At 27.8% G+C, this 24998-nt stretch carries 23 protein-coding genes, 1 other RNA gene and 1 other annotated feature; of the genes, 17 read left to right on the forward strand and 7 right to left on the reverse strand.

The annotated features are described in order from the left end of the window. Window positions 1–41 precede the first annotated feature (41 nt). Together AACH12_RS06380 and greA are read right to left on the reverse strand one after the other, a co-directional pair. Window positions 42–548, reverse strand: a complete 507-nt coding sequence (locus AACH12_RS06380; protein ID WP_338537226.1) for a hypothetical protein — start codon at window positions 546–548, stop codon at window positions 42–44. 214 nt (window positions 549–762) lie between these two features. Beyond that, window positions 763–1230, reverse strand: a complete 468-nt coding sequence (greA, locus tag AACH12_RS06385) for a transcription elongation factor GreA (protein ID WP_338537227.1) — start codon at window positions 1228–1230, stop codon at window positions 763–765. A gap of 226 nt (window positions 1231–1456) precedes the next feature. On the opposite strand from greA, the gene glsA reads away from it, so the two are divergent. From glsA to AACH12_RS06405, 4 genes are all read left to right on the forward strand, one after another. Then, window positions 1457–2371 (forward strand): glutaminase A, encoded by a 915-nt coding sequence (gene glsA, locus AACH12_RS06390; protein ID WP_338537228.1) that lies wholly within the window; start codon window positions 1457–1459, stop codon window positions 2369–2371. 105 nt (window positions 2372–2476) lie between these two features. Next, the gene (locus AACH12_RS06395; RefSeq protein WP_338537229.1) at window positions 2477–3043 is read left to right on the forward strand and encodes a helix-turn-helix domain-containing protein; all 567 of its coding nucleotides are present in this window, start codon (window positions 2477–2479) and stop codon (window positions 3041–3043) included. A 118-nt stretch (window positions 3044–3161) separates the two neighbouring features. Then, window positions 3162–4295, forward strand: a complete 1134-nt coding sequence (locus AACH12_RS06400; protein ID WP_338537230.1) for a nuclear transport factor 2 family protein — start codon at window positions 3162–3164, stop codon at window positions 4293–4295. A 68-nt stretch (window positions 4296–4363) separates the two neighbouring features. Continuing rightward, window positions 4364–5734 carry an aldehyde dehydrogenase gene (locus AACH12_RS06405; RefSeq protein WP_338537231.1) on the forward strand — a complete coding sequence of 457 codons (1371 nt, stop codon included), beginning with the start codon at window positions 4364–4366 and terminating at the stop codon, window positions 5732–5734. A 75-nt stretch (window positions 5735–5809) separates the two neighbouring features. Here AACH12_RS06405 and AACH12_RS06410 read toward each other — a convergent pair whose 3' ends face one another. Next, a complete protein-coding gene (locus AACH12_RS06410; protein WP_338537232.1) occupies window positions 5810–7015 on the reverse strand; it encodes a GGDEF domain-containing protein in 1206 nt (401 codons plus the stop codon). 116 nt (window positions 7016–7131) lie between these two features. Continuing rightward, window positions 7132–7352, forward strand: a binding site (T-box leader). A 202-nt stretch (window positions 7353–7554) separates the two neighbouring features. On the opposite strand from AACH12_RS06410, the gene asnS reads away from it, so the two are divergent. Continuing rightward, a complete protein-coding gene (gene asnS / locus AACH12_RS06415; protein WP_338537233.1) occupies window positions 7555–8946 on the forward strand; it encodes an asparagine--tRNA ligase in 1392 nt (463 codons plus the stop codon). A 127-nt stretch (window positions 8947–9073) separates the two neighbouring features. After that, window positions 9074–9898 (forward strand): patatin-like phospholipase family protein, encoded by an 825-nt coding sequence (locus AACH12_RS06420; RefSeq protein ID WP_338537234.1) that lies wholly within the window; start codon window positions 9074–9076, stop codon window positions 9896–9898. A gap of 84 nt (window positions 9899–9982) precedes the next feature. Here AACH12_RS06420 and AACH12_RS06425 read toward each other — a convergent pair whose 3' ends face one another. Then, window positions 9983–10648: an MgtC/SapB family protein gene (locus tag AACH12_RS06425; RefSeq protein WP_338537235.1), complete on the reverse strand. Its 666-nt coding sequence runs from the start codon at window positions 10646–10648 to the stop codon at window positions 9983–9985. A 145-nt stretch (window positions 10649–10793) separates the two neighbouring features. Between AACH12_RS06425 and ftcD the strand changes: the two genes are divergently transcribed. The 5 genes from ftcD (at window position 10794) to AACH12_RS06450 (ending at window position 15554) form a co-directional block, all read left to right on the forward strand. Continuing rightward, window positions 10794–11696 carry a glutamate formimidoyltransferase gene (gene ftcD, locus AACH12_RS06430; RefSeq protein ID WP_338537236.1) on the forward strand — a complete coding sequence of 301 codons (903 nt, stop codon included), beginning with the start codon at window positions 10794–10796 and terminating at the stop codon, window positions 11694–11696. 2 nt (window positions 11697–11698) lie between these two features. Next, window positions 11699–12964 carry an imidazolonepropionase gene (gene hutI, locus AACH12_RS06435; RefSeq protein WP_338537237.1) on the forward strand — a complete coding sequence of 422 codons (1266 nt, stop codon included), beginning with the start codon at window positions 11699–11701 and terminating at the stop codon, window positions 12962–12964. A 115-nt stretch (window positions 12965–13079) separates the two neighbouring features. After that, window positions 13080–13697 carry a cyclodeaminase/cyclohydrolase family protein gene (locus AACH12_RS06440; RefSeq protein WP_338537238.1) on the forward strand — a complete coding sequence of 206 codons (618 nt, stop codon included), beginning with the start codon at window positions 13080–13082 and terminating at the stop codon, window positions 13695–13697. A 180-nt stretch (window positions 13698–13877) separates the two neighbouring features. Further along, the gene (locus AACH12_RS06445) at window positions 13878–14708 is read left to right on the forward strand and encodes a DegV family protein (protein WP_338537239.1); all 831 of its coding nucleotides are present in this window, start codon (window positions 13878–13880) and stop codon (window positions 14706–14708) included. A 9-nt stretch (window positions 14709–14717) separates the two neighbouring features. After that, complete coding sequence (locus AACH12_RS06450) at window positions 14718–15554, forward strand: DegV family protein (RefSeq protein ID WP_338537240.1); 837 nt, start codon at window positions 14718–14720, stop codon at window positions 15552–15554. Window positions 15555–15648: 94 nt separating this feature from the next. Here AACH12_RS06450 and AACH12_RS06455 read toward each other — a convergent pair whose 3' ends face one another. Next, the gene (locus AACH12_RS06455; protein WP_338537241.1) at window positions 15649–17559 is read right to left on the reverse strand and encodes a type I glutamate--ammonia ligase; all 1911 of its coding nucleotides are present in this window, start codon (window positions 17557–17559) and stop codon (window positions 15649–15651) included. Window positions 17560–17982: 423 nt separating this feature from the next. Here AACH12_RS06455 and AACH12_RS06460 point away from each other — a divergent pair, with 423 nt between their 5' ends. The 6 genes from AACH12_RS06460 to pdxR all read left to right on the forward strand — a co-directional run bounded on the left by AACH12_RS06460 (window position 17983) and on the right by pdxR (window position 23396). Continuing rightward, window positions 17983–18759, forward strand: coding sequence for an enoyl-ACP reductase FabI (locus tag AACH12_RS06460; RefSeq protein WP_338537242.1), 777 nt, complete (start codon window positions 17983–17985; stop codon window positions 18757–18759). Window positions 18760–19081: 322 nt separating this feature from the next. Then, window positions 19082–19663, forward strand: coding sequence for a hypothetical protein (locus AACH12_RS06465; RefSeq protein ID WP_338537243.1), 582 nt, complete (start codon window positions 19082–19084; stop codon window positions 19661–19663). 52 nt (window positions 19664–19715) lie between these two features. Then, complete coding sequence (locus AACH12_RS06470) at window positions 19716–20624, forward strand: RluA family pseudouridine synthase (RefSeq protein WP_338537244.1); 909 nt, start codon at window positions 19716–19718, stop codon at window positions 20622–20624. Between the two features lie 30 nt (window positions 20625–20654). Beyond that, entirely contained in the window at window positions 20655–21686 is a 1032-nt protein-coding gene (locus AACH12_RS06475) for a nucleoid-associated protein (RefSeq protein ID WP_338537245.1), read from the forward strand. Window positions 21687–21720: 34 nt separating this feature from the next. Continuing rightward, a non-coding RNA gene (gene ssrS, locus AACH12_RS06480) (6S RNA) lies at window positions 21721–21896 on the forward strand. A gap of 72 nt (window positions 21897–21968) precedes the next feature. Next, window positions 21969–23396: a MocR-like pyridoxine biosynthesis transcription factor PdxR gene (pdxR, locus tag AACH12_RS06485; protein WP_338537246.1), complete on the forward strand. Its 1428-nt coding sequence runs from the start codon at window positions 21969–21971 to the stop codon at window positions 23394–23396. 33 nt (window positions 23397–23429) lie between these two features. On the opposite strand, the gene AACH12_RS06490 is transcribed toward pdxR, so the two are convergent. Both AACH12_RS06490 and AACH12_RS06495 read right to left on the reverse strand, forming a co-directional pair. Further along, on the reverse strand, window positions 23430–23927 hold the full coding sequence (locus AACH12_RS06490; protein ID WP_338537247.1) for a bactofilin family protein: 498 nt from the start codon (window positions 23925–23927) through the stop codon (window positions 23430–23432). A gap of 17 nt (window positions 23928–23944) precedes the next feature. Beyond that, window positions 23945–24982, reverse strand: coding sequence for a M23 family metallopeptidase (locus AACH12_RS06495; protein ID WP_338537248.1), 1038 nt, complete (start codon window positions 24980–24982; stop codon window positions 23945–23947). Window positions 24983–24998: the final 16 nt, after the last annotated feature.

Below are 24998 nucleotides of genomic sequence, written 5' to 3' on the forward strand. Positions count from 1 at the left end.
GCGAAATTCGGCATTTATTTAATCTTATTGCTAAGAAAAAATCAATTAACTTTTGTCGGTGAATAGTAACTAATTACTTTAGTAGATTTTTTACTTCCTATTATTTTTTTTTCAGACAAATTGATAGCGATAATTCTAATATCTACCCAACCGTTTAGTCCAAGCTTAAAAGACTTTTGAAAATTAAATTTCTCAATTTTTTTTATTAATTCCTTTTCAATACTGTTATCATAAAGGATAACTCCTGTTATCGTACTTGACATATGTTCATGATTTGGAGTGATTAATGAATTAATATGATTAGCCAATTCTTCTGTGAAGCTTTTAAAATTTTTATTTGTTAAATTTTCAATCTCTTTAAAAAAAACGTACTCCTTATTTTCTATTGCATAAATTGTTGCAGATTTTAGGCCGATATACCTTTCATTTCTTTCATAGTATTTACAAAATAAGGAATATGAGTTTTCATTAATTGAATGATTTTCATAAATATCGTAATTTCCAGAAAGTTTTTTTTTCATATTATTTAAATAAATTGATTTATCCATTTCTTCACCTCGCTAGGTTTTTAGGTAATGGTAGACTTTATATAGTGATTTGTTCATAAAATATTTACAATTTAATTATAATTAAAAAATATTAAAAACTAATAAAATATACTTGTAATGCATAAATAATATCTTTAAATGCATTTATTCAATTTAAATTGCATAAAAAAAAGACCAATATTAAATATTGGTCTACTAGGTAAGTCTTATGAAGTTATTTTGGGATTGATACGATTTTAAGATTAATAATACCATTTGGAGTTTCGCATGGAACAGTATCTCCAATTTTTTTCCCTAAAAGAGCAGTGCCTATAGGTGATTCATAGGAAATTTTACCATCGAATGGATCACTTTCTATAGGAGAGACTATTTTAACTATTTCTTTTTCATCGTCTTCTATATACAAAATTTCAATGCGTTCGTTGAGTTGAACTGTTTCATGATCGTCAGTATTTTCTTCAACCAGCTTATAGTTACTTAAAGTTGATTTAACTTTAAGAATTTCTGTTTCATTGAGTGATTGAGCTTCTCTAGCAGCATGGTATTCAGCGTTCTCTGACAAATCTCCAAAGCCTCTAGCTTTTTTTATTTCTTCACTAATTTCTTTTCTTTTTTTTATTAAATTATCATACTTATTTTCAACTTTTTCTAGTGCAGATTTTGTTAATAAAATTTGATTCATAGTTACAACTCCTTATATTTTTATTTCATTTCATATCATTTTGCATATAAATATATTATCTTATAAAATGCTTATAAATTCAATACTTTTTAGCGAAAAAAAATAATTAATTTGAAATATTTATAGAATTTATATAAGTTAAAAAAACTAAAATATATTGAAATAATAGTTTAATAAGTTTATAATTGAATAAAAAACAGTTAAAAAATCTATCGAGGTGGACAAAATGAATTTAAATGAGCTTGTAAATAGAAACAAAGAATATACTAAACATGGAAATGTTGCAAATTATATACCAGAATTATCTAAAGCAAATCCAAATTGTTTAGGAGTTGCTGTTGCAAAGTGTGGAGAAAGTGTTATAGCTGCCGGAGATTCAAATATTAAATTTACCATTCAATCTATCTCTAAACCTCTAATATTAATTATGGCGCTTCTTGATTATGGAGAAGAAATTGTATTTTCTAAAGTTGGAAAAGAGCCAACTGGGGATTCTTTTAATTCAATTAGAAGGCTTGAAACAATAAATGAATTTACTAAACCTTATAATCCTATGATTAATGCAGGTGCAATAGCGATATCATCATTAATTAAAGGAAAAAGTAATAATGAAAAAATTGAAAGAATTTTGAATTTTATAAGAAAACTCTCTAATAATAATGATATTAAAATTAATATGGATGTTTATTTATCTGAGAAAAGGACTGGTAATAAGAATAGAGCGATGGCATACTTTTTAAAAGATATAGGAATACTCGAGGGAGATGTTGAAGAAATTTTAGATTTATACTTTATGCATTGTTCAATTGAAGCAGATATTATTGATTTAGCTAATATTGCAAGAGTGCTAGCGTGCGCTGGAAAAGATCCGCTCACTAATGAAGTAATTATTCCGAGAAGAATTGTTCAAATTGTAAATACATTAATGACTACGTGTGGTATGTATGATGAATCAGGTGAATTTGCAGTAAATGTTGGTCTGCCAAGTAAAAGTGGTGTAGGTGGAGGAATTATGACAGTAGTTCCAGGTAAGATGGGTATAGCTGTATATGCACCTGCATTAGATAAGAAAGGAAATAGTGTTGCTGGCGTAAAACTTCTTGAAGATATATCGAATGAATACAATTTAAGTATATACTAAATATTATATAACTAAAATTAATTTTGTAATATGAAAATGATGATTTTTATACTATAATAGTATTATAATAAAAAGCTATTGATAGCGTAATATCGAGGAGAGAATATGTCGAATAATATTGGAGAAAAAATAAAGGAATTAAGATCTGCAAAAAAGATGACTTTGAAAGATTTAAGTGAAATGACAGATCTTTCTATTGGATTTTTATCACAAGTTGAAAGAGGTCTTACAGCACTTGCTATTACATCACTCGAGAAAATTGCTAGGGCGCTTGAAGTTGATTTGTCATATTTTTTTCCTATTAAAAAGAAAAGTTCTGACCTTGTAGTTAGGTCATATGAGAGAGAACTTTTTCAAATAGAGAATGGTCAATTTTTACACTACCATTTATCTAATGATTTTGAAAATAAAGATTTACTTCCAAGGGTTATTGAACTATTACCTAATCCAGATGATAATAGAACTCTAGATCAATATCAGCACGAAGGCGAAGAATTTATTTATGTTTTAGAAGGCATATTTACTCTTATAATAAATGGAGAAAAATATGAACTATTTCCAGGTGATACTGCACATTTTGATTCAAATAATATTCATAATTGGGCAAATTTCACTTCAAAAACAACTAAAGTAATTGTTGTAAATACTCCAAATGGATTTAAAGAACATTAATACTTAAAAAGACAATTATTGTCTTTTTTTAGTATATACCGATTTCTAGTATTACATTAGATCACTTAAGTTTAGAAATTCGTTTATAAGAAGTATGTAATATTGGAGGTGAAGAAAATTGCGAAAATTATGTTTTATTGTTTTAATATTTCTAGTATTTATATTTACAGCATGTGAAGCAAAAACTTTAAATACTTCTAATGAAGATATTGTTGCTGATAATTATAGTGAAACATTAGATGCTTTTCTTCCTGAAGCGCCTTTTTCGTGGACTTATAAGGGCAATAATAATTATATTCAAGTTATGTCTATTATGAAGATTTTTGACACTAATAGTACAAAAGTTTATAAAGTAAGCGGAGAGGTTATGGATGTAACAAAGGGTTCAAATAGAAGAAACTTTAATATTAATTTAACCTATACTGTTACATATAATAAATTAATTCAAGATAAAATTGAAGAAGTTATGTTAGATTCTGAATTCAACAAATTAACTTTACTAAAATTACCTTTAGAAACTGGAAATTCTTGGGTGGAATCTGTGTATGATTTAGAAGGCAATAAGGAGCAGTTAAATTCTAAAATTGTTAAAATTGAAGGAGAATCTCCTAATAGAATTATTACTGTAGAGTATAAAATTGATAAGAAAAAGTATTTAGAAACAAGAAAAATTAGAGAAAATGTTGGAGTTATAGAGTTTAATAAGAAGGTTAATTTTGATAATGAACAATTTGTTTTGGGATATAAATTAGAAAAATTCACCAGAGGCTTAAAATTTGAAAATACTAATGTTAATGATATTAAGAATGTAAATTCCAAAACAACTGATACCGATGCTATAAATAATAAAAAAGAAAACACTACACAAGTAGTCAAGGAAACTAAAAACAAAGAAAATACGAGTGATTTTGTCGAAAAAGAGAAAGTCAGCAAATTGATAATTGATTTTGATACTGCATGGATTAGATACATTAATAATTCTGATAAAAGTGTTTTTGATTATCTGTATTCTTCTGGTAAAGCTTATTCAATTATTCAAAATTATAAAAATGTAGAATTTACAGAAAAGTTTTTAAAAATAAACGTTGATAAAGTTGAAATAGATGGAAATAATGCAAAAGCATATGTATATGAGAAACTTGAAAAAAATACGAGCGGAAAAATTAAAGTTTATGAATATAATTGGATTTATATTTTAAAAAAAATTAATAATGTATGGCAAATTGACTATTATGTAAAAAATAAAGATTAATATCTATTTAAAAATTGCTAAATTTAGATAGGTTGGTTTTATTCATTGAATCAGAAGGAGGTAGGATTATGTTAAAGGAAAGAATTGTTGAAATACAAAAAGAATATTTTTATAAGGATGTTACGAAAGATATTAATTTTAGAATTGAACAACTCAGTAATTTAAAAAATGCGATTAAAAAGCACGAAGATGAATTAATTAAAGCTTTATTTATTGATTTAAATAAGTCTGAATTTGAATCATATGCAACTGAAATTGGTCTGTTATATGAAGAAATTGAATACTTTATTAAAAATATAAGAAAAATTAGCAAAGTAAAAAAAGTTAAAACTTCAAAAGTTCATTATCCTTCTGATAGTTATATTATGTATGAACCAAAGGGTGTTGTCTATATTATTAGTCCTTGGAACTATCCTGTACAACTTTTATTAATGCCACTAATTGGATCTATTGCTGCAGGTAATTGCAATGTTCTAAAACCAAGTGAAAAAACACCGCATGTTGCAGATGTGCTTGAAAAAATTATTAATAATTATTTTAAAAATGAATATATTTATCTTGTACGCGGTGATAGAGAATTATCAAATACTCTTTTAAGAAAGTCATTTGACCATATATTCTTTACAGGAAGTCAGTCAGTTGGAAAGCATGTTATGAAATTGGCTTCTGAGAATTTAGTTCCACTTACCTTAGAACTTGGTGGTAAGAGTCCGTGTATTGTTGATGAAACAGCCAATATTCAAATTGCTGCAAAGAGAATAGTGTGGGGAAAAACTTTGAATGCAGGACAAACCTGCGTTGCTCCTGATTATGTGTATGTTCATAAATCAGTAAAATCAAAATTAATAGAAGAAATTAGTAATTTTACCTTAAAAATATTTGGTAACGATATGACTCAAAATTCTGAGTATCCTAAAATAGTTAATGATAGCCATTTTGATAGATTGATTAATTTATTGGAGGAAGGAAGAATTTTATTCGGTGGTAATTATAATAAAGATAATCTTAAAATTGGATTCACATTAATTGATAAAGTAGATTGGAATAGTAGTATTATGGATTCTGAGGTGTTTGGGCCCTTGCTTCCAATTATAGAATATGAAGATATTAATAAAATTATAGAAAATCTTAAAAGAAAAGATTCTCCACTTGCACTTTATTTATTTACCAACTCTAAATTACATGAAGATTTTGTATTAGATTCTTTGAGTTTTGGAGGAGGTTGTATAAACGATACTGTTTCACATGTTTCGAACAACAACCTACCTTTTGGTGGGGTAGGGAAAAGTGGTATGGGAAAATATCATGGTCAAAGCACCTTTTATGCACTTAGTAATGAAAAGATAATTATGAAAAAATCTACAAAAATTGATCCTAGTTTAAAATATCATCCATACACTAATAACAAAATTAAAATATTAAGAAAACTAATAAAGTGATTTATATAAATAAATAAAAATACCCTATTGGCTAGACTTTTTTAATTGTCTATTCTATAGGGTATTTTTATAGAATTATTTTGTCTTGGAATTTTTAGGTTCTAAATTTTTAAGGTTTACATATCCGTCGTAATTTACGGAGTTTCTCCCGTGTTCTTTTGATAAATACAAGCCTTTATCAGCGACATCTAGTAGTTCTTTAAAAGTTTTACCATCCCAAGGATAAATGCTTGCGCCGACAGAAATTGTAAAGTTTGGATTTGTTGTTTCTGATACTTTTTCTCTAAAGCGGTTTGCAACAAGTAATCCGGTTTTTAAATCTTGGTTAGGTAGCACAATAATAAATTCATCTCCACCATAACGACCTAAAAAGTCAATTTCTCTAAGATTTTGTTTGGCGATAGTAGCGACAAGTTTTAAACATACATCACCTTGGATATGCCCATAAGTATCGTTAACATGTTTGAATTTGTCTATATCAAACATTAAAAAAACAAATTTCTCTGTATTTTTAGACATAGTTAGTAAATCAATTGCATTTACAATAGCCTTTCTTGTTAAAGCCTTAGTAAGATGATCAAGTTTATTTACCTCAGCCATATGGTCTTTAATTCTTTCAACATGAAATGTTCTAGTTTTAGCTGCTTTTTGTACTTCAAAATGAAAGTCGGTTTCTATTTTCTTGAATTTTGATTCATAATTATTAATATATAAAATACTTAAGAGTTTATTAGTTTTTATTTCTAAATAAATAAAAATATATAGTAAAATATAAGAAAGAAAAATTAAATTATGAAATTGTAATGTACTAGAAATTATAATTGCTATTAGCGGAAGAAAAATTTTATATGAATTTTTTATATTTTTATTTTTTGAATTAAGAACAAAATAACCAATAATAAAAATGATACTTATAGAAGTATATATAATATTTCCTGCTACTTGTTGAAAAAGCATATTATAAACTGGATTAATTAGTATTAAAACACCAATAACAATATTAATAAATACAAAATTTTTAACTATAATATCCTTTTTAAATAAAATTATTATAATTTTTAGTATTATTGTTAAAGTAATCGCGATTGGGAGTATATCATAGTAGTTGACATCGGTGTGTAAAACCGGTAAAAAAGAAATAATAAGCAGTGCAGGAACATAGGAAACGGCACATAATTGTTCTTTATTTGGTAGTTTGAATAGTGATAAGGCTGAAAAAATATTATAGGAAATAACAATAATAAAAAATTGATTTAAAATTGATGTAATATTAAATTCCATTTGTTCACCTCTCTCTTTTTTATTAAATTATAACATAATTATTTAGAATAAATAAGATTAACTATTATTGTTAAAAAATCTTTACAATTTTAATTAGTTAATATATAATATGTTCATTAAAAGCAATGAAGAGAAGAGTAACTTTAAATTTATTTTAAGAGAGTTAGGGAAAGGTGTGAGCCTAATAATAATTTTACTGTGAAGAACATCTTGGAGTTCCTAGTCGAAATAGTAGTAGGCTTTGGCGTTTTCTACACGTTATAGTAGTTCTTAGTAATTCTGAGAGTGAGAGGTCTTTAGACAAATTGGGTGGTACCGCGAATTTTTCGTCCCAAATAGTATAAAGGGCTTTTTTTTTATACCTATTAACACATTTATCCGATGCCTTAGAGTTCTAATACCCCCTACTTCTTAAAAAAGTGTGGGATAAAGAACTCTAAAAAGGCCCTGGATTATGTTTTCTAAGATTCAGTGGGAGTAAAAACCCCCTCTGAATCCAAGAAATTCATTTATTTGCTAATTATTTAGAAGGAGGAATTATGAAAAACACTTTATTAAAAGATATATTTGCGAGTCCTAGTGACTATAGTGAAAAAGAAATTGAGGTTTCTGGTTGGATTAGAACAATAAGAGCGTCTAAAAATTTTGGATTTATTGAATTAAATGATGGTACGTTTTTTAATAGTATTCAAATAGTTTTTGAAGAAAATCTTTCGAATTTTAAAGAAGTTGCAAAATATCCTATATCAACTTCAATTATTGTCAAAGGAAGATTAGTTCTTACACCAGGTAGCAAGCAACCTTTTGAGCTTAAAGCCGCTGAAATTGTTTTGGAAGGACTTTCTTTATCAAGCTATCCACTTCAAAAGAAAAGACATACATTTGAATATTTAAGAACTATTGCTCACTTAAGACCTAGAAGTAATACTTTTTCGGCAGTGTTTAGAGTTAGATCGGTTGCAGCACACGCAATTCATTCTTTTTTTCAAGATAGACGTTTTGTGTATACACATACTCCAATAATTACAGGTAGCGATTGCGAAGGTGCAGGCGAAATGTTCAGAGTAACAACTCAGGATCTTTACAATATTCCAAAAGACGAAAATGGTAAAATTGATAACTCTTTTGATTTTTTTGGAAAAGAGACAAATCTTACAGTAAGTGGTCAATTAGAAGCAGAGACATTTGCCCTTGCTTTTAGAAATGTATATACTTTTGGTCCCACTTTTAGGGCTGAAAATTCTAATACAGGTAGACATGCTGCTGAATTTTGGATGGTTGAACCTGAAATATCATTTGCAGATTTAAATGATGATATGGATTTGGCTGAAGATATGATTAAATATGTTATTAAATATGTTATGGATAAATGTCCTGAAGAAATTAATTTTTTCAATGCAAGAATTGATAAAGGTTTAATTGAAAGACTTAACAATGTTATTAGCTCTGATTTTGCAAGAGTTACTTATACTGAAGCTGTTGAACTGCTTCAAAAATCTGATAAAAAATTTGAATATCCCGTATTTTGGGGATGTGATTTACAAACTGAGCATGAAAGATATATTACGGAAGAAATTTACAATAAACCAGTTTTTTTAACAGATTACCCAAAAGAAATAAAAGCCTTTTATATGCGCGTAAATGATGATAATAAAACAGTAGCAGCAATGGATATGTTAGTTCCAGGTATTGGTGAATTAATTGGCGGCTCGCAAAGGGAAGAAAGACTGGATGTTTTAGAAGCTAGGATTGAAGAAATGGGATTAAATAAAGACGATTATTGGTGGTATTTAGATTTAAGAAAATTTGGTGGTGTTCATCATGCAGGCTTTGGTCTCGGATTCGAAAGAGCAATTATGTATTTGACGGGTATGACAAATATTAGAGATGTAGTACCTTTTCCAAGGACAGTTAAAAACGCTGAATTTTAGTAATAGCAAAATCTACCTAGATAAATGTTACAAAATAAAAACTACAATAATACAAAAATATAAGGTATAATATTATATTACGAAGTTTTGTTAGTAGTATTAAAAATAAAAATAGGTGGATAGTTTATTGAATGAAGAAGGAATTAAAAAGGTAGGAATTGCTTTTGGAGGTGGAGGTGCAAAAAGCTTTGCTCATATTGGCGTTATCAATGTTCTAAGAGAAAATAATATTCCAATAGATTTTATTGCAACTTGTAGTGCGGGTTCAATGATTGGTGCATTAATTGCAAATGGTATAAAGAGTGAAATAATTTTAAATAAATTTAGTGAAATAGTAAAAAGATTAAGTTGGTTTAGACCAACGATTAGTAAAAAAGCAATTTTATCGCAAAGAAATTTTGGTAATATTATAAGTGATTTATGTGGAAATATTAATATTGAAGATTTAAATCTTCCTATGAAAATTATCGCTACTAATTTAAATACTGGAAAATTACACGTTTTTTCATCTGGAAATCTTAAAAATGCGGTTACTGCGTCTTCTGCTTTTCCTGGTATGTATAAACCGGTTAAAATAGGAGAGTGTTTTTACGTGGATGGTGGTCTACTTGATAGCATACCAGCAGATGTATGTAGAGATGAAGTAGGAAATGAAGGGATAGTTATTTCTATTTCACTTGATGGACATTTGAGTAGACAAATTGATAAAATTAATATATTTAGTATGATGTATAGGGCAATATATATACCTCTTATAAATAATAGAGAGAAAATTATTAAAGAGAACTCTGATATTGTAATAAAGGTTTTTGAACATCAAGAATTTAATTTTAGAAATTGGAGAGAAATATTTAGATTTTATTCATCATCAAAGATGGAGAATTTTATAAAACTTGGCGAAGAGGCAGCACGTGAACAAATTGATGAAATAAAAGCAGCTTTGTACAATTAAAAAATTCGTTAAATATGCAATTTTCATAGTAAATAAAAAAAGCTAAAACAAATAAATAAATTTGTTTTAGCTTTTTTTAGATTATTATTCTGGATTTACACTGTATATACCGTCAATTTCAATTATGGATTCAATAATACGAACGGGGTCACAGTTTTTTGGATAATTTACATAAAGTTTTAATTCTGCAACATTGTCGTTCATAGCTGTCATAGCAATATTTTTTACTTTGGCATTGTGTTTTCCGATTGCTGTGCCGATTTTTCCAAGTTGACCTGGTGTATTAGAAGTGTGTATAAAAATAACAAGTTGTCTTTTGTTTTTTTGAAACTTATATTCAAAACGTGCAAATGTTTCTAATATAATAAAAATTAAAAGAGTTGAGCTAATTGCAATTAAATAATGTCCAGCACCAAGTGCTAAACCTAGACAAGCAACAGCCCAAAGACTTGCAGCGGTTGTTAATCCCTTTACACTAAATCCTTCCTTAATAATTGTACCAGCTCCAAGGAAACCAATTCCAGAAATTACTTGTGCACCATAACGTCCAGGGTCAATGCTAGATATGCTACCATATTCTTTTAGCAGAGTAAGGTCTGAAATCATTACAATTGTAGCGCCGAGGCAGACTAGTATATGTGTTCTAAATCCTGCAGGTCTATTTATGCTTTCTCTTTCAAAACCTATTAGACCGCCAAAAATGCATGCGAGAAGTATTCTTAAGAAAATCTCATAATTTGATATATCCATATGAAATTGCCCCCTTTATATATGTATATATATATAATACCCTATTTTGATGAAAATATCTCATATTAGATGAAAAATAGACGAGAAAAATATATCGTTTATATGGTAAAATGTATTTATAAATTACAAATTTGTGGAGGTTATTATGGCTGATTTAACTAAGGTAATTGAATGTGTTCCAAATTTTAGCGAAGGTAGAGATTTAAAAGTAATTGAACAAATTTTGGATTGTTTTAGAGGAAAAGATGGAGTTAAGCTTTTAGATTATAGCAGAGATGAGGATCATAATAGATTAGTAGTTACGGTGGTTGGGGAACCTAATTCAGTTAAATGGGCAGTTGTATGTGCAATTGGTAAAGCAACTGAATTAATAGATTTAACAAAACATGAAGGTCAACATCCAAGAATGGGTGCAACTGACGTAGTTCCATTTATACCGCTTAATAATGTTACAGAAGAAGAAGCTGTGGAGCTTTCTAAAGAAGTTGCAAAAGAAGTGTTTGATAAATACAATGTTCCAGTTTTCTTATATGAAAAATCTGCAAGCGCACCTCATAGACAAAATTTGGCGAAAATTAGAAAAGGACAATTTGAGGGAATGTTTGATAAAATAAAAGAAGACGAGTGGAAACCTGATTTTGGTCAGGAGGTTCATCCTACAGCTGGAGTAGTTGCTATAGGAGCTAGAATGCCACTTGTTGCATTTAATATTAATTTGGATACAAATAATCTTGATATTGCAAATAAAATTGCTAGAAGTGTTAGATTTATTAATGGTGGTTTAAGATTTTGTAAAGCTATTGGAATTGAATTAGAAGATAGAGGAATTGTTCAAGTTTCAATGAATATGACTAATTACACAAAAACTCCACTTTATAGAGTATTTGAATTAGTTAAAATTGAAGCTAAAAGATATGGTGTTAGTGTTGTTGGTAGTGAGGTTATAGGTTTATTACCAATGGAAGCAATGATTAATACTGCTGAATATTATTTAGGTGTTGAAGATTTCTCTATTGATCAAATACTAGAGAAAAGAATGATGGAGTAAATATGAAAAATATTATATTAACTAATAGTAGCGAAATTGTAACATGCAGTGGCTTTAAAATGAAAAAAGGTTCAGCTATGAATGATGTAGCGCTTGTAAAGGATGCATCGATCGTTATTGAAGATGGAATTATAAAAGATATAATTTCTAATAATGATTTAGAAAACAAATACGATTTAAAAGCTTACGAGCTGATAGATTGTAGTGGTAAATCAATTCTTCCAGGATTTATAGATTCTCATACCCATTTTATTTTTGGTGGTTATAGGGCTGATGAATTTTCATGGCGACTAAGAGGTGATTCTTATATGTCAATCATGGAAAGAGGAGGAGGAATTGCTAATTCAGTAAATTCTACAAAAACTGCAACAGTTAATGAACTGGTTAATTTAGGAAAAAAAAGACTGGATTCAATGGTAACATTTGGTGTTACAACAGTTGAAGGTAAAAGTGGATACGGACTTGAAAAAGATGTTGAAATTAAACAACTTGAAGTTATGAAAAAATTACAAGGAATGCATAGTGTTGATATAATTTCGACTTTCTTAGGTGCACATTCAGTTCCTAAAAAATATAAAAGTAATCCCGAAGAATTTATTGATTATTTAATAGATAACGTACTAGATGAAGTTGTTGACAAAAATCTAGCAGAATTTTGTGATATATTTTGTGAAAAAAATGTTTTTTCAGTTGAAGAGTCAAGAAAACTTCTACTAAAAGCAAAAGAAAAAGGCTTAAAGTTAAAAATTCATGCAGATGAAATCGTGCAATTAGGCGGCGCGGAATTAGCGGCAGAAGTTGGAGCAACATCAGCTGATCATTTACTTCAGGCAAGCGATAAAGGAATCAAACTTATGGCTGAAAATGATGTAGTATCTACACTACTACCGTGTACAGCATATAGCTTAAAAGAAGACTTTGCTCGTGGTAGATATATGATTGATAATGGATGTGCTGTAGCACTTGCAACTGACTTTAATCCTGGAAGTTGTTTTTGTGAATCAATACCGCTTGTTATATCTCTTGCGACTTTAAAAATGAATATGACGATTGAAGAAACTATTACAGCACTTACAATAAATGCAGCTGCTGCACTTGGTAGAGCTGACAAGATTGGAAGTATAGATATAGGAAAAGAAGCGGATATAGTAATTCATGAGTTTCCGTCTTATAATTTTATTCCATATCATATAGGTGTTTCAACTGTAGAAAAAGTAATAAAAAAAGGTAAACTAATTTACGATAAAAATTGGCTTAAAATTTTATAAAAAGTAAACATATATATATAATTTGATTTATGTTATGGTATAGAAGGTTATTTAGTATTAGTAATAAAGTTTCTATATGATTTAAAAAAATATAGAATTTGAGGAGGGAATTATTGTGTTAGTTGATTTAACAGTAAAGAATTTTTTGGATGAATTAGAATCAAATGCTCCAGTTCCTGGTGGAGGAAGTGTTGCGGCGTTATCTGCGGGCATTTCTGCATCTTTAGTTGGTATGGTTGCAAACTTAACTATAGGAAAAAAGAAATATGTTAAAGTAGAAGATGATATGAAACAAATTGCTGCTGATATTTCTGCTTTTAAAGACACTTTTGTAGATTTAGTTGATAAAGACGCTTCTTCATTTGACGATTTTATGAAAGCTATGAAATTACCAAAAGAAAGTGAAGAAGAAAAGAAAATTAGAACTGAAGAAATGCAAAGATCGATTAAATATGCTGCTTCTGTTCCACTATCATGTGCGGATGAAGCATCCAAAATGTTTGATATGATTGAAAGCGTAGTAGTAAGTGGTAATCAAAATGCAGTTACTGATGGTGCTGTTGCTGCAATGATGGCTAGAACAGCGATTTTATCTGCATTATTAAATGTTAAAATAAACATGGGATCTATTAAAGATGAAGCTTACCTTGCTGAATTAAAAATTCAAGTTGATAGATTAGAAGAAATTGCTAATAGAAGAGAAAAAGAAATTCTTTCTAAAGTAAATTTATAATATAAGTTTTTACTATGATTTTAAAAGCTACTTTATTTATCGCTCTACTTTTAAAAATATTATGTTTTTAATTGGAAAGCTATAAATATGGTAGCTTTATTTTGTATTTAGTGTATGTTCCTTGAAATATAGTCTTCTTTAGGTTAAAATATATGTATATTGTAGCGTAAAGGAGTTAATATGAAAATAGTTGCAGATAGTAGTTGCGATTTAAATAAAGAATTACAAGAAAAACTTGATGTTAGTATAGTGCCTTTAACTATATACCTTGATGAAGCAGAATTTAAAGATGATGCATCATTGGATGTTTCCAGTATGTTAGATAAAATTAGTAATTCTAAATTATCTCCAAGATCCGCTTGTCCATCTCCTAAAGATTTTTTAAATACTTATATGGGTGAAGAATCTATTTTTGTAGTAACGATGACATCGGCTCTAAGTAGTACGTATAATAGTGCTCTATTAGCAAAAGAATTATATTTTGAAGAATTCAAGAAAAAATTTATTCATATTTTTGATTCAAAAGGATCATCAGTTAAAGAAACTTTAATAGCTATAAAGATTAAAGAGTTAATAGATAAAAAAATGTGTGAAAATGATATAGTTGTGGAGATGAATAAATATATTGGAGAATTGAAATATTTTTTTCAACTCGGATCACTAGATACTCTAATAAAAAATGGAAGAATATCTAAATTAAAAGGAACTGTAGCGAGTGCTATGAATATAAAACCTATACTTTATGCAGATGAAAATGGTGAAATCGTTCATTATGAGAACGTTAGAACTGAAAAAAAATCTTTAAAAAAATTTATTGATATAATTAGCAAATATGGTACTAATATTAGTGATAAAATTATTGGAATTTCACATTGCAAAGCAGGTGAAAAAGCAGAAAAATTAAAAATTATGATTAAAGAAAATTATGATTTTAAAGATATTATTATAGTTGAAACCAAAGGACTTAGCAGCATGTATGTAAATAAAGGTGGAATAACAATAAGTTTTTAAGGAGGAAATATGAGTTTTAATATAATTGCTGATAGTTCAAATGATATGAATGAATCCATAAACAAAAAATACTCAATAGATATAGTACCCTTTAAATTATATATTGACGAAAAAGAATATATTGATGATAAGGATTTAGATATATTGAATTTTATTGAAAAAATGGTTAAATCACCAAATGTACCCAAATCTGCTTGTCCATCACCTGATGATTTTATGAAAAAGTTTGATACAGAGGATGAATCATTTGTAGTAACAATTTCTTCAAAACTTAGCGGTACATATAATAGTGCACTTCTTGCGAAAAATATGTTTATAGAAGATATTAGAGATAAATTTATACATGTATTTGATTCAAAATCTGCATCTATTGGCGAAACTTTAGTTTCAATGAAAATTTTTGAACTTAAAAATTTAGGCTATAAAAACACTGAAATAATAGACAATATTAATAATTACATTAGCGAAATGAAAACGTTTTTTATTTCGGAGTCATTAGATAATTTAATGAAAAATGGAAGAATTTCTAAGTTTGCTGGAACAATTGCAACTGTATTAAAAATCAAACCAATTATGACAACTAATCCTGATGGAGAAATTATTTTATTTGAAAAGACAAGGGGCTCAAAAAAAGCATTTAAAAGGCTAGCTGATATTATTGAAGAAAACTCTAAGAAAGTTGAAAACAAAGTGCTCGCCATTTCACATGTAAATAATGAAAAAAGTGCTCTTTGGTTAAAAGAAGAAGTAGAAAAAAGGTGTAATTTTAAGGATATTATTGTAGTTCAAACTAAAGGATTAAGTAGTTTGTACTGTGATAACGGTGGGGTTATAGTTGCATTTTAGTAGGTAAATAAATTTTATAAAAAAGAAACATTAAAAATTCATTTGTATTTTTAATGTTTCTTTTTTATTATATTTCCTTTTGATTCAGATTTTTTTAGTCAACAAATTCAAGTAGATTGTGCTTGTAAATTTGATATAAATCTTTTAGACTAATCATATCATCATTCATTTTAATTTGTAAGTCAGAAACTTTTTCAAAATCATTAGAGTCAATCGCTTTACTAATTTTAGTAAATAAGGATTCATTATTAAGACTATCTTTCATTAGATTATGTCTAATAGAATTGATTTTTTCCCAATTTACAATGTCAAGATCAGTAACATCTTTTTCCCCGTGGAGTTTCTTGTATCTTCTAATTAGATTAATATTATGATTTAATATTCGATTCTTAAGTTGAGTTGTCCACATTGATGTTATTGATTGCTTATATGAATTTAAAATTTCTTTTGTAAATACATTTCCTTTAGTAAGTACGTCTATTTTCTTTTTATAAATATCAAAAGAAGATATGTTTTCAAATACTGTTCTTGGTGGTTTTCCGAAAAATTTATTTCTTTCTTCTTCACTGTAAAATTCAAATACATCTTCTTCGCTTCTATATTTTCTATTTTTTTCAAGGTAATAAGAATCACTATTATTTTCTTTGTTTAATTCATTATATGCAGTTTCATAGTCCATTTTATTTTCAATAATTGATTCTATACCATCAAGCATACTTAAATATACTGAAGATAATGTTAAATAAGTGTTAGTAGATGGATTAGGAGAACGTAGTTCAAATCTTGTAGCAAGAGGTGAATTTATATCTCTGACTAACCCGATTAAGACGGTTCTATTTCTTGAAGGTGTCTCAGGTGAATGCCCTAAGGAGCAAACGGTACATATTGGTGCTTCAAATCCAACTTTTAATCTATTGAATGCGTCATTTGAAGATGTTACAAATGGGTTTATAATTTCATAATTTTTTAATATTCCCATTAATGCACCAAGTCCGATTGGATTAAGAAATTCTTTTTCCATATTTATAGGAGAAAATAAGTTGATAGTTTTGCCATTTACCAATTTTAAAGCAACTCCAACATGGTGATGTTCACCACTTCCAGCAACTCCTTCAATAGGTTTTGCATCAAAAGTAATATCAAGACCATGTTTTACAAAGACTTCTCTGATTATATCTTTAGACATCATCTCATTGTCAGCAGTCTGCATAACATTATCAAATTTCCAGTCTATTTCGAGCTGTTCCATTATATGTGAGTATTTATTAATACCTGCAAGTTTTGCAGGTACTCCGCCAACTTCTTTATGTCCCATTTCAGCTTCGTACCCAAACTTATTAAGTGATTCAAGAGATTGTTCAAGGGCTGTTCTAACAGGTCCGATTGTTCTTTTCCAATATTGTTCTTTTAGAGTTTGTGAAGTTGTAAGTTTTTCTATATCACTTCTATGGTCAGGTGTTTTAACCCAAAATTCTAATTCTGTAGCAGATGTTAATTCAACAGATGAAATTTCATCTATATTTTTTAATCCTAGTAAGTTAAGATAGTAGGGATTATCTTTTAATAAACTCAAAATTGCCTTGTTAAAATACTTCTCGGCTCTTTTGAGAACAGATCTTGAATCAACATATCCAGATTCGTGTTTTAAGAATGATGGAATTTGAAGTGTACCAGTAGGAAGATTTGTACTTTCATCAATATTTGATGAATTATAATCAATAAACCATTTGCAGTTTAGGTCAGGAATTAAATCAACTTTGGCATTATTAATTTCTGCTATGCCTGGTAGATTAACTGAAGAACCATCAGTTTGTGCACCAATTGTCAAAAATGCATTAATATCATTTAGCATATTTTCAATTGGTATTCTTTCGTCTGTATGATTGTTACCTAAATCAACAGAAATTAAAGAAACAAATTTTATTTCCCTGTGCTTTTCTAAAATTTTTTTAATTTCCTCGGTTTTCATTTTTTTTGGATTAATATAGTAAATCAATTCTTTCATGTTACCCCCCTATAATTTTTAATAAATATAATGCGTATAATCTTAAAAAGCTAATATAACTATAAAACCTTGCTAATAAAGTTAGAAAAGTTAATAATGATGAAGTATTTAGTTACATATGTAGTGGAAAAATATATGAAACTAAATTTTGTATAAGCGTTGAAAAAACTAATGTGTATCTGATATATTGAATAATTATAACATAGATTTTTTATATGTAAAGTAAATAATTTATAAATTTTTAAAAATCAATATTGAACTTTGGATTGGCGAATGATTAATTTGTAATATGCACTAATAGTTCGTACTTTAAACTTTTGATGAACTATTAAATTCATTTGTATCAACTATTGATTATTACATATAAATCAGTTATAATATAACTAAGTGTTAGTATCAGATGCTAAAATTAGGAGGAAGTTAATGTCAGGTTTACTTAAAAATAAAAATTTAGTTGTTATGGGTGTTGCTAATAAATGGAGTATCGCATGGGGAATTGCAAAAAAATTTATCGAACATGATGGAAATGTTATTTTCACATATCTAGGTGAAAAAACCAAGAATTCTATTGAAAAACTTTTAGCAGCTGAGAATTACAGTAATGCTCTATTAGTTGAATGTGATGTAACAAATGATGAAGAAATCAAAAAAACTTTTGATTTGATTGCTAAGAGCTATCCTGTAATTCATTCGGTAGTACATAGTATTGCTCATGCAAAAAAAGAAGAACTAAGAGGTAACTATTATGATACATCTAGAGATGGTTTTCTTATGGCTCAAAATATTAGTGCTTTTTCACTTGTAAAAGTCACAAAGTACGCAAAAGATATTATGAGTGAGGGTGGAGCTATTGTGACAATGACTTACTTAGGTGGAGAAAGAGTTGTTAAAAATTATAATGTTATGGGAGTTGCGAAAGCTTCACTGGAATCTAGCGTTAAATATCTTGCTCACGATTTAGGTCAGGCAGGAATTAGAGTAAATGCTATTTCGGCGGGTCCAATTAAAACTTTGGCTGCAAAAGGAGTTGGCGATTTTAATGATATTGCGAGTGTATTTTTATCAAAAGCCCCAATAAGAAAACTTGTAACACATGAACAACTTGGAAATGCAGCATTATTTTTATGTAGTGATATGGGGACAGGTGTAACTGGCGAAGTGCTCCACGTAGATAATGGTTTTAATATTCTCGGATATTAATATGTTTTTAAGTAAAATTCGATTTTTTCATTAGGTTTTTTACACTTTAGAGTTTATAAATGAATTTCTTGGATTCAGAGGGAGTTTTTACTCCCACTGAATCTTAGAAAACATAATCCAGAGCCTTTTTAGAGTTCTTTATACCCACACTTTTTTAAGAAGTGGGGGTATTAGAACTCTAAGGCATCGGATAAATTAAAAATATCAGATAAAACATTTTAAAAATAAGAATTTTTATTTTTAAAATGTTTTTCTTTTATGCAAATTAATAAAAATCTGTTATAATATTCTTAGTGATCTTATTTACTATTAGGAGATAATTATGCAAAATAAAATATATGAAATGAGAAAAATTTTGTTTTTACTTGAACAATCAATTTTATATTGTGAAACTGATAAATTTTATAAAGAAATAGGTAAAATGGAAACAGTGATAGACGATTTAAAAGAATCTTTTGCTAAAGAAACAAATTGTAGTGTAGAATTTAAAGAAGTTAAAAATATTAATAAAAAAATTCTAAACACAATTGAATTCGTTTATAAGCCTATTACTGTATTAAATGTTTTTGAAGGTAATTACTTAGAAAATTTTTCTAATGAAAGAACCGAACAACTCTCAATAGCAAGAGCGATTAATAATCATAATGAGTTTTGGAAGCAACATACAACAATTCACGGCAATATTTATGGATCGGTTCCAATAGAATTAATTAGCTCTGAAAGTTTAGAAATTTTATACAAACTAGGATGGAAAAAAATTAAAACTAATATAATTGAGATTAGAGGAAGTAAAGATTCCTCTCAAGATATAGTTGACTATTGTGATAAATATCTTGATTATTATATAATTGTATTAGAGGAATCGACAAAAACAAGGTTAATTTTAGAATATTTAATAAAATAAGAGCCTATTTCATTATTATGAGATAGGTTTTGTTTTTTGGGAGGACTATAGAATGATTGAGGGAAATAAAACGGATGAGCTTATATATCGTTGTATTGATGAAGATTTAGGTAAACCTCTACTAGAAATATTAGTAAATAAAATGAAACTTTCTTCTCGCCTCATTAGAAAGTCGAAAAGAACTAAGAATATTTTTGTCAATGATAGAGGCGGTGCTTCTGTAAATATGAATATGAGAAACAATGATACTATTAAAGTCATTTTAGACCTTGAAGAAAATCAGTTTGAAGCTGAACAAATGAATATACCAATTCTATATGAAGATTTAGATATGCTTGTTATTGATAAAGAACCATATAGGGTTGTGCACCCTACAAAACGATATCAAAGCTCAACAATTGCAAATGGGCTTGCCTATATTTTTAATCAAAGAGGGATTAATACTAAAATAAGGTTTATAAACAGATTAGATAGAGATACTTCTGGCATATTATTAATTGCAAAAAATTCATATGCACAACAAATTATTTCTAATCAAATGAGAGATAATACTATAAAGAAGAAATATATTGCACTTCTACATGGAAAGCTTGAGAAAAAAGAAGGAACAATTAATTTACCAATTGGTAGATTAAATGAAACAGATATAAAAAGAAGTGTAATAGTAGATGGACAAAAATCAATAACTCATTATAAAACTTTAGAAACATTTGAGAAATATACTTTGGTAGAAATTATATTAGAAACGGGAAGAACTCATCAAATCAGAGTTCACTTTTCTCATCTTGGAAACCCTTTAGTCGGAGATGAACTTTATGGTGGAGATGCTGTGATTTTCCCAAGACAGGCCTTGCATGGAATTGAAATTACTTTTAAAAATGTAAGAACAAATGAAATAATTAATGTTATTTCAAATATACCACGTGATATTTCTGAATTATTAATGAGTCTTAGAAAATAATTTAGTATATATTATTTAGGAGGAAACGAAATGAGATATATTCAGGATATTACTATTGAAAAAGCAATACTACATATAGTTGATGTGGGTGCAGATGAACCACTTCTTGCAAATAAAGAATTAGAATTAAATGATAGTATATACGAATTTTTATATAAGCAAATAATAAAAGGACTTAACGATTTTACAAATGATACAGCAAAATTTTATGATAAAAACTGTTCTATAAAATTAGCTGTTAATAATATGATTGAAGATGATAATAGTTTTGTAGAAGAATCTAAAAAAATTGCTATAAAGTTATACAAAACTTTAAAAAAATATAATGATATTCCGTCTTGTGATTTGCTTGTATGTAAATTCGCAAGCGATAATGAAAATTATATTGCAATACTAAAACTAGATTATCAAGTAGCTTATGTTCATGAAATTGAATATTTAGATGATGATTTTTTTGTTAATATGACAACACAAGAAACTTCGCTTCCTGGAGTTAATCAAAAAATAGGGAATAGTGTATTTATAAAAAGCGAAACTTCGAATGATTACGATATGATTGCTGTTAATAAGCCCTATAAAAATAGTGAGAATGAAATTATTGATTTCTTTTTAAGTGATTTTATTGAAGCCGGTGAAGTTGTTGATAATACAGGTGCAACTTTACTCGTTAAAGATTCTGTTGAAAAATGGATAAGAAAAAATTTAAAAGAGGATATTGATAAAGCGTTAGATATAAGGGAAGATGTCAATGATGTTTTTTTAGAAAGAGGTGTGCTAGATGTAGTCGAACTAACTAATAATATTATTGATGAAAGTGATAAGAGAGAGATGTTTATTGAAGAACTTGAAAAAAAAGGAATAGATATAAGTGAAACAATTGATATTGATAAAAAATGGGTAGAAAAAAAAATGAAAAATAAATCAATTAAAACAGATACAGGTTTCGTTTTACGTGCTGAGCAAGAATTTTTTAAAGATAAAATGAGATTTGAAATAAAATATAATGGTGATGGATCAGTTAATTATATTATAAAGAATGTCAGAAATATTCAAGAAAGGTAGATTTATTGGTAAAATTGGAGTATAATTAAGTTATAGTTTCCTGGGGTGTTTGTTGCCTAATAAAATTCAACCACTGACAAGACGTAGGGAGTACGCGTTCTAATACCTATGACATGCCTTAATTAAAGGACTTCAGAAGCATTGGATAGTCCACCCACCTAACAAAGGTGTGGTGCTGAATTTTCAGGGTGACGGCATTCTGGGAAAGTCTTCTTATTGAAGGCTTTTTTATTATGTATACTTATTTATAAAGAGAGATTTTGTTAGGACTGCGAGGTATTTATGGATAGAATTTATGATATACATTTAAAAAGAGACACTAAAGAACATCTTTATGTACAATTGTATAAAATTATAAAAAAACAGATTGTAAATGGAATACTTAAAACTGATTCAAAATTACCACCCATTAGAAAACTTGCTAATTCTTTATCTGTAAATAATGTAACGGTTGTAAATGCATATAAAATGCTCGAAGAAAATGGGTATGTCTATAAAATTATAGGAAGTGGAACATTCGTTAATTCACTTGAAACTGAAGTTTTTAATAATTTAGTTGGAAATGAATTTATTGATTTTTCTTTAACTTCTATTGAGCCAAATCTGTTTCCAGTAGATAACTTTAAAGATGCAATAAATATAACTCTAGATAGAGACAAAGGCAAAGCATTTGAATATCAAGAAATAAAAGGATTTAAGCCACTTAGAGAGTCTTTAAGCAAGTATCTTGAATCTAGTAACATTAAAGCAAGTCCTGAAAATATACATATTATCTCTGGAGCACAGCAAGGAATTGATATTATTTCTAAAGGATTAGTTGATTTTGGAGATACGGTAATTGTTGAAAATCCAACCTATGCAGGTGCGCTTGCATCTTTTAATATGAGGGGAGCAAATGTAATTAAAGCGCCGATAGAACAAGGTGGAGTTAATATAGAATTGGTAGAAAAAATATGCAAAAATCATAGTCCTAAATTTTTTTATTCGATTCCAAATTTTCAAAACCCTACGGGTTATAGTTATAGTAAAAATAACAAATTAAGATTATTGGAACTTGCATACAAATACAAATTTTACATTATTGAAGATGATTATTCTAGCGAACTAAATTTTAATGGAGATTCTAATGAGTCTTTAAAATCTTTAGATAAGCAAAAAAAGGTAATATACATTAAAAGTTTTTCTAAAGTAATTATGCCAGGACTTAGGTTAGGTTTTATTATTTCTCCTTCTATTTTAGAAAAAGAATTATTATATGCAAAGCATATAACTGATATTTCAACATCCGGTTTGTTACAAAGAGCATTTGATGTATTTCTTAGAAATAATTCCCTAGAAAATCAATTGCAAATTATTGTTAACACTTACAAAACAAAGTTTGATTTGGTAAAAAATCTTTTGACTAAAAAATATAATAATGAGATGATTTGTAATATTCCAAAAGGGGGATTAAATTTTTGGTTGTCATTACCATCAAATTTAGATTCGAAAGAGTTATATAAAAATCTATTAAAAAAAGGTGTTGTTATTGCATATGGAGAAGAGTTTTTTTCATATTCTGACGTCAATTCTTTTTATAGAATAAGTATAGCTTCAGTTTCTGAAAGTGATATTAAAATTGGCTTTGAAATTATATCAAACACAATAAAAGAGATGCTTTTAAATGTTAATAGTAAAGAGAGTATTAATGGATATATTCCGATAATATAAAAAGGAGAATTTAATTAAAAATTCTCCTTTTTTTTATTTATTATAATGTGACTTCTTTTTATTTTTTTTATCTGCCTTATTCTCTTTTTCACTTATTAACGATTCATCGTTATCAGTTTTCGTATTCAAATCCAGATTATCATAATTTTCAAAAGCATTATTATCGTCTAAGCTACTTTTATTTCCTTTAATATTACAGCGGCCCTCAAAGGTTCCACCTTCTTCAATGATAAAACTTGAACATTCAAGATCTCCGTTTAAATTGCCGGTTTCATATATTTTTAGTAATCCTTTTGCTAAAATATTACCATTAACTAGTCCACTTATTTTTATATCGTTTGTAATTATATTACCATTAATAAGAGCGCTACCACCGATTACGATATTTCCACGTGCTTCAATATCACCTTCAAGTTTGCCGTCGATTCTTATTGATCCCTCACTACTAATTTTTCCATCAAATATAGAATTTTCTCCTATAACGATATCAAAATCATTTGTTTCATTCATTATATTCTTTTTATTAAACATAAAAAACTCCTTTATCTTTATTTGCTTAAAATAGTTTCTGGATTAATTTTTTGATTCTTATATCTAATTTCAAAGTGCAGATGTGGTCCTGTACTTCTGCCGGTATTTCCCATTTCGGCAATTTTATCTCCTTTTTGAACTTCTTGGCCTTCCTTTATAAGTATTTTACTTAGATGAGCATAAACTGTTTTGTAATTATAGCCATGATCAATAATAATAATATTGCCGTAACTTTTACTATATGCAGTTTTTATAACAATACCATTACCTGCAGATTTTACAGGAGTACCAACTTTATTTGCAATATCAATTCCGTCATGAAAAGAATGTTTTCCAGTTATGGGGTCAATTCTTTTACCAAATTTTGAAGATAATCTTCCTGAAGTAGGTACTAAATCAGGTCTACATTCAAGGAATTTTAGTCTTTCTTCAACATCGCTAATAAGCTTTGAAAAATCATTAGTTTGTTCTTTTAAAATTATATCAATTTCATCTTCTTTGGAAATTGATTTAGCTTCGCTTATTAAATTTTCTTTTTCAGTCACAAGTTGTTTGTTTTTCTCCATTATAGTTGTCCTGTCTAAAGAACGAGAAGTAGGTATTTTGATATCTTTTGAATCATTTGTATTTAAAGTTGCTACTAAAGAATTTAATTTATTTTCTAAATTTTCAAGTTCTGAAAATTTCTTATCAAAATAGTCAGCAGAAGCGTTAACAGATTTTTTAAGTACATCAATTTTGGTGTTTTGAGTTTCATTTAGTTCTGTAAGATTAGCAATTTTATCATTGTTAATTTCAATAGTTTTTGTCAATTCAATGTTTTTTGAAGTTAAGAAGTTGTTATTAATATAAAAATAAAAATTGGATACAAAAATTATAGAAATAATCAGAATTGAAACACCAAAGCTAAATAAAATGGTGGGCTTTTTAAATGAATACTTTTTAATTTTTTTATTATTTTCTGGTACTATCATGAAAGTCAAAGTGCTTTCTTTATAATTAGATTTTAAATTGTGCAATTGTTCTTTTAATTTTTCCACTTTAGTTTTGTTCATTTTTCCTCCACCTATA

Source organism: Helicovermis profundi, assembly GCF_033097505.1.
Lineage (GTDB): Bacteria > Bacillota > Clostridia > Peptostreptococcales > Acidaminobacteraceae > Helicovermis > Helicovermis profundi.

Excerpts from the sequence above, each read along its gene's own strand:
- AACH12_RS06450 (WP_338537240.1), top strand. The coding sequence starts at position 14,718 with ATGAGTTTTAATATAATTGCTGATAGTTCAAATGATATGAATGAATCC.
- AACH12_RS06395 (WP_338537229.1), top strand. The coding sequence starts at position 2,477 with ATGTCGAATAATATTGGAGAAAAAATAAAGGAATTAAGATCTGCAAAA.
- AACH12_RS06460 (WP_338537242.1), top strand. The coding sequence starts at position 17,983 with ATGTCAGGTTTACTTAAAAATAAAAATTTAGTTGTTATGGGTGTTGCT.
- AACH12_RS06405 (WP_338537231.1), top strand. The coding sequence starts at position 4,364 with ATGTTAAAGGAAAGAATTGTTGAAATACAAAAAGAATATTTTTATAAG.
- AACH12_RS06465 (WP_338537243.1), top strand. The coding sequence starts at position 19,082 with ATGCAAAATAAAATATATGAAATGAGAAAAATTTTGTTTTTACTTGAA.
- AACH12_RS06380 (WP_338537226.1), bottom strand. The coding sequence starts at position 548 with ATGGATAAATCAATTTATTTAAATAATATGAAAAAAAAACTTTCTGGA.
- greA (WP_338537227.1), bottom strand. The coding sequence starts at position 1,230 with ATGAATCAAATTTTATTAACAAAATCTGCACTAGAAAAAGTTGAAAAT.
- AACH12_RS06495 (WP_338537248.1), bottom strand. The coding sequence starts at position 24,982 with ATGAACAAAACTAAAGTGGAAAAATTAAAAGAACAATTGCACAATTTA.
- AACH12_RS06410 (WP_338537232.1), bottom strand. The coding sequence starts at position 7,015 with ATGGAATTTAATATTACATCAATTTTAAATCAATTTTTTATTATTGTT.
- AACH12_RS06425 (WP_338537235.1), bottom strand. The coding sequence starts at position 10,648 with ATGGATATATCAAATTATGAGATTTTCTTAAGAATACTTCTCGCATGC.
- pdxR (WP_338537246.1), top strand. The coding sequence starts at position 21,969 with ATGGATAGAATTTATGATATACATTTAAAAAGAGACACTAAAGAACAT.
- AACH12_RS06470 (WP_338537244.1), top strand. The coding sequence starts at position 19,716 with ATGATTGAGGGAAATAAAACGGATGAGCTTATATATCGTTGTATTGAT.
- ftcD (WP_338537236.1), top strand. The coding sequence starts at position 10,794 with ATGGCTGATTTAACTAAGGTAATTGAATGTGTTCCAAATTTTAGCGAA.
- hutI (WP_338537237.1), top strand. The coding sequence starts at position 11,699 with ATGAAAAATATTATATTAACTAATAGTAGCGAAATTGTAACATGCAGT.
- AACH12_RS06475 (WP_338537245.1), top strand. The coding sequence starts at position 20,655 with ATGAGATATATTCAGGATATTACTATTGAAAAAGCAATACTACATATA.
- AACH12_RS06490 (WP_338537247.1), bottom strand. The coding sequence starts at position 23,927 with ATGTTTAATAAAAAGAATATAATGAATGAAACAAATGATTTTGATATC.
- glsA (WP_338537228.1), top strand. The coding sequence starts at position 1,457 with ATGAATTTAAATGAGCTTGTAAATAGAAACAAAGAATATACTAAACAT.
- AACH12_RS06445 (WP_338537239.1), top strand. The coding sequence starts at position 13,878 with ATGAAAATAGTTGCAGATAGTAGTTGCGATTTAAATAAAGAATTACAA.
- AACH12_RS06455 (WP_338537241.1), bottom strand. The coding sequence starts at position 17,559 with ATGAAAGAATTGATTTACTATATTAATCCAAAAAAAATGAAAACCGAG.
- asnS (WP_338537233.1), top strand. The coding sequence starts at position 7,555 with ATGAAAAACACTTTATTAAAAGATATATTTGCGAGTCCTAGTGACTAT.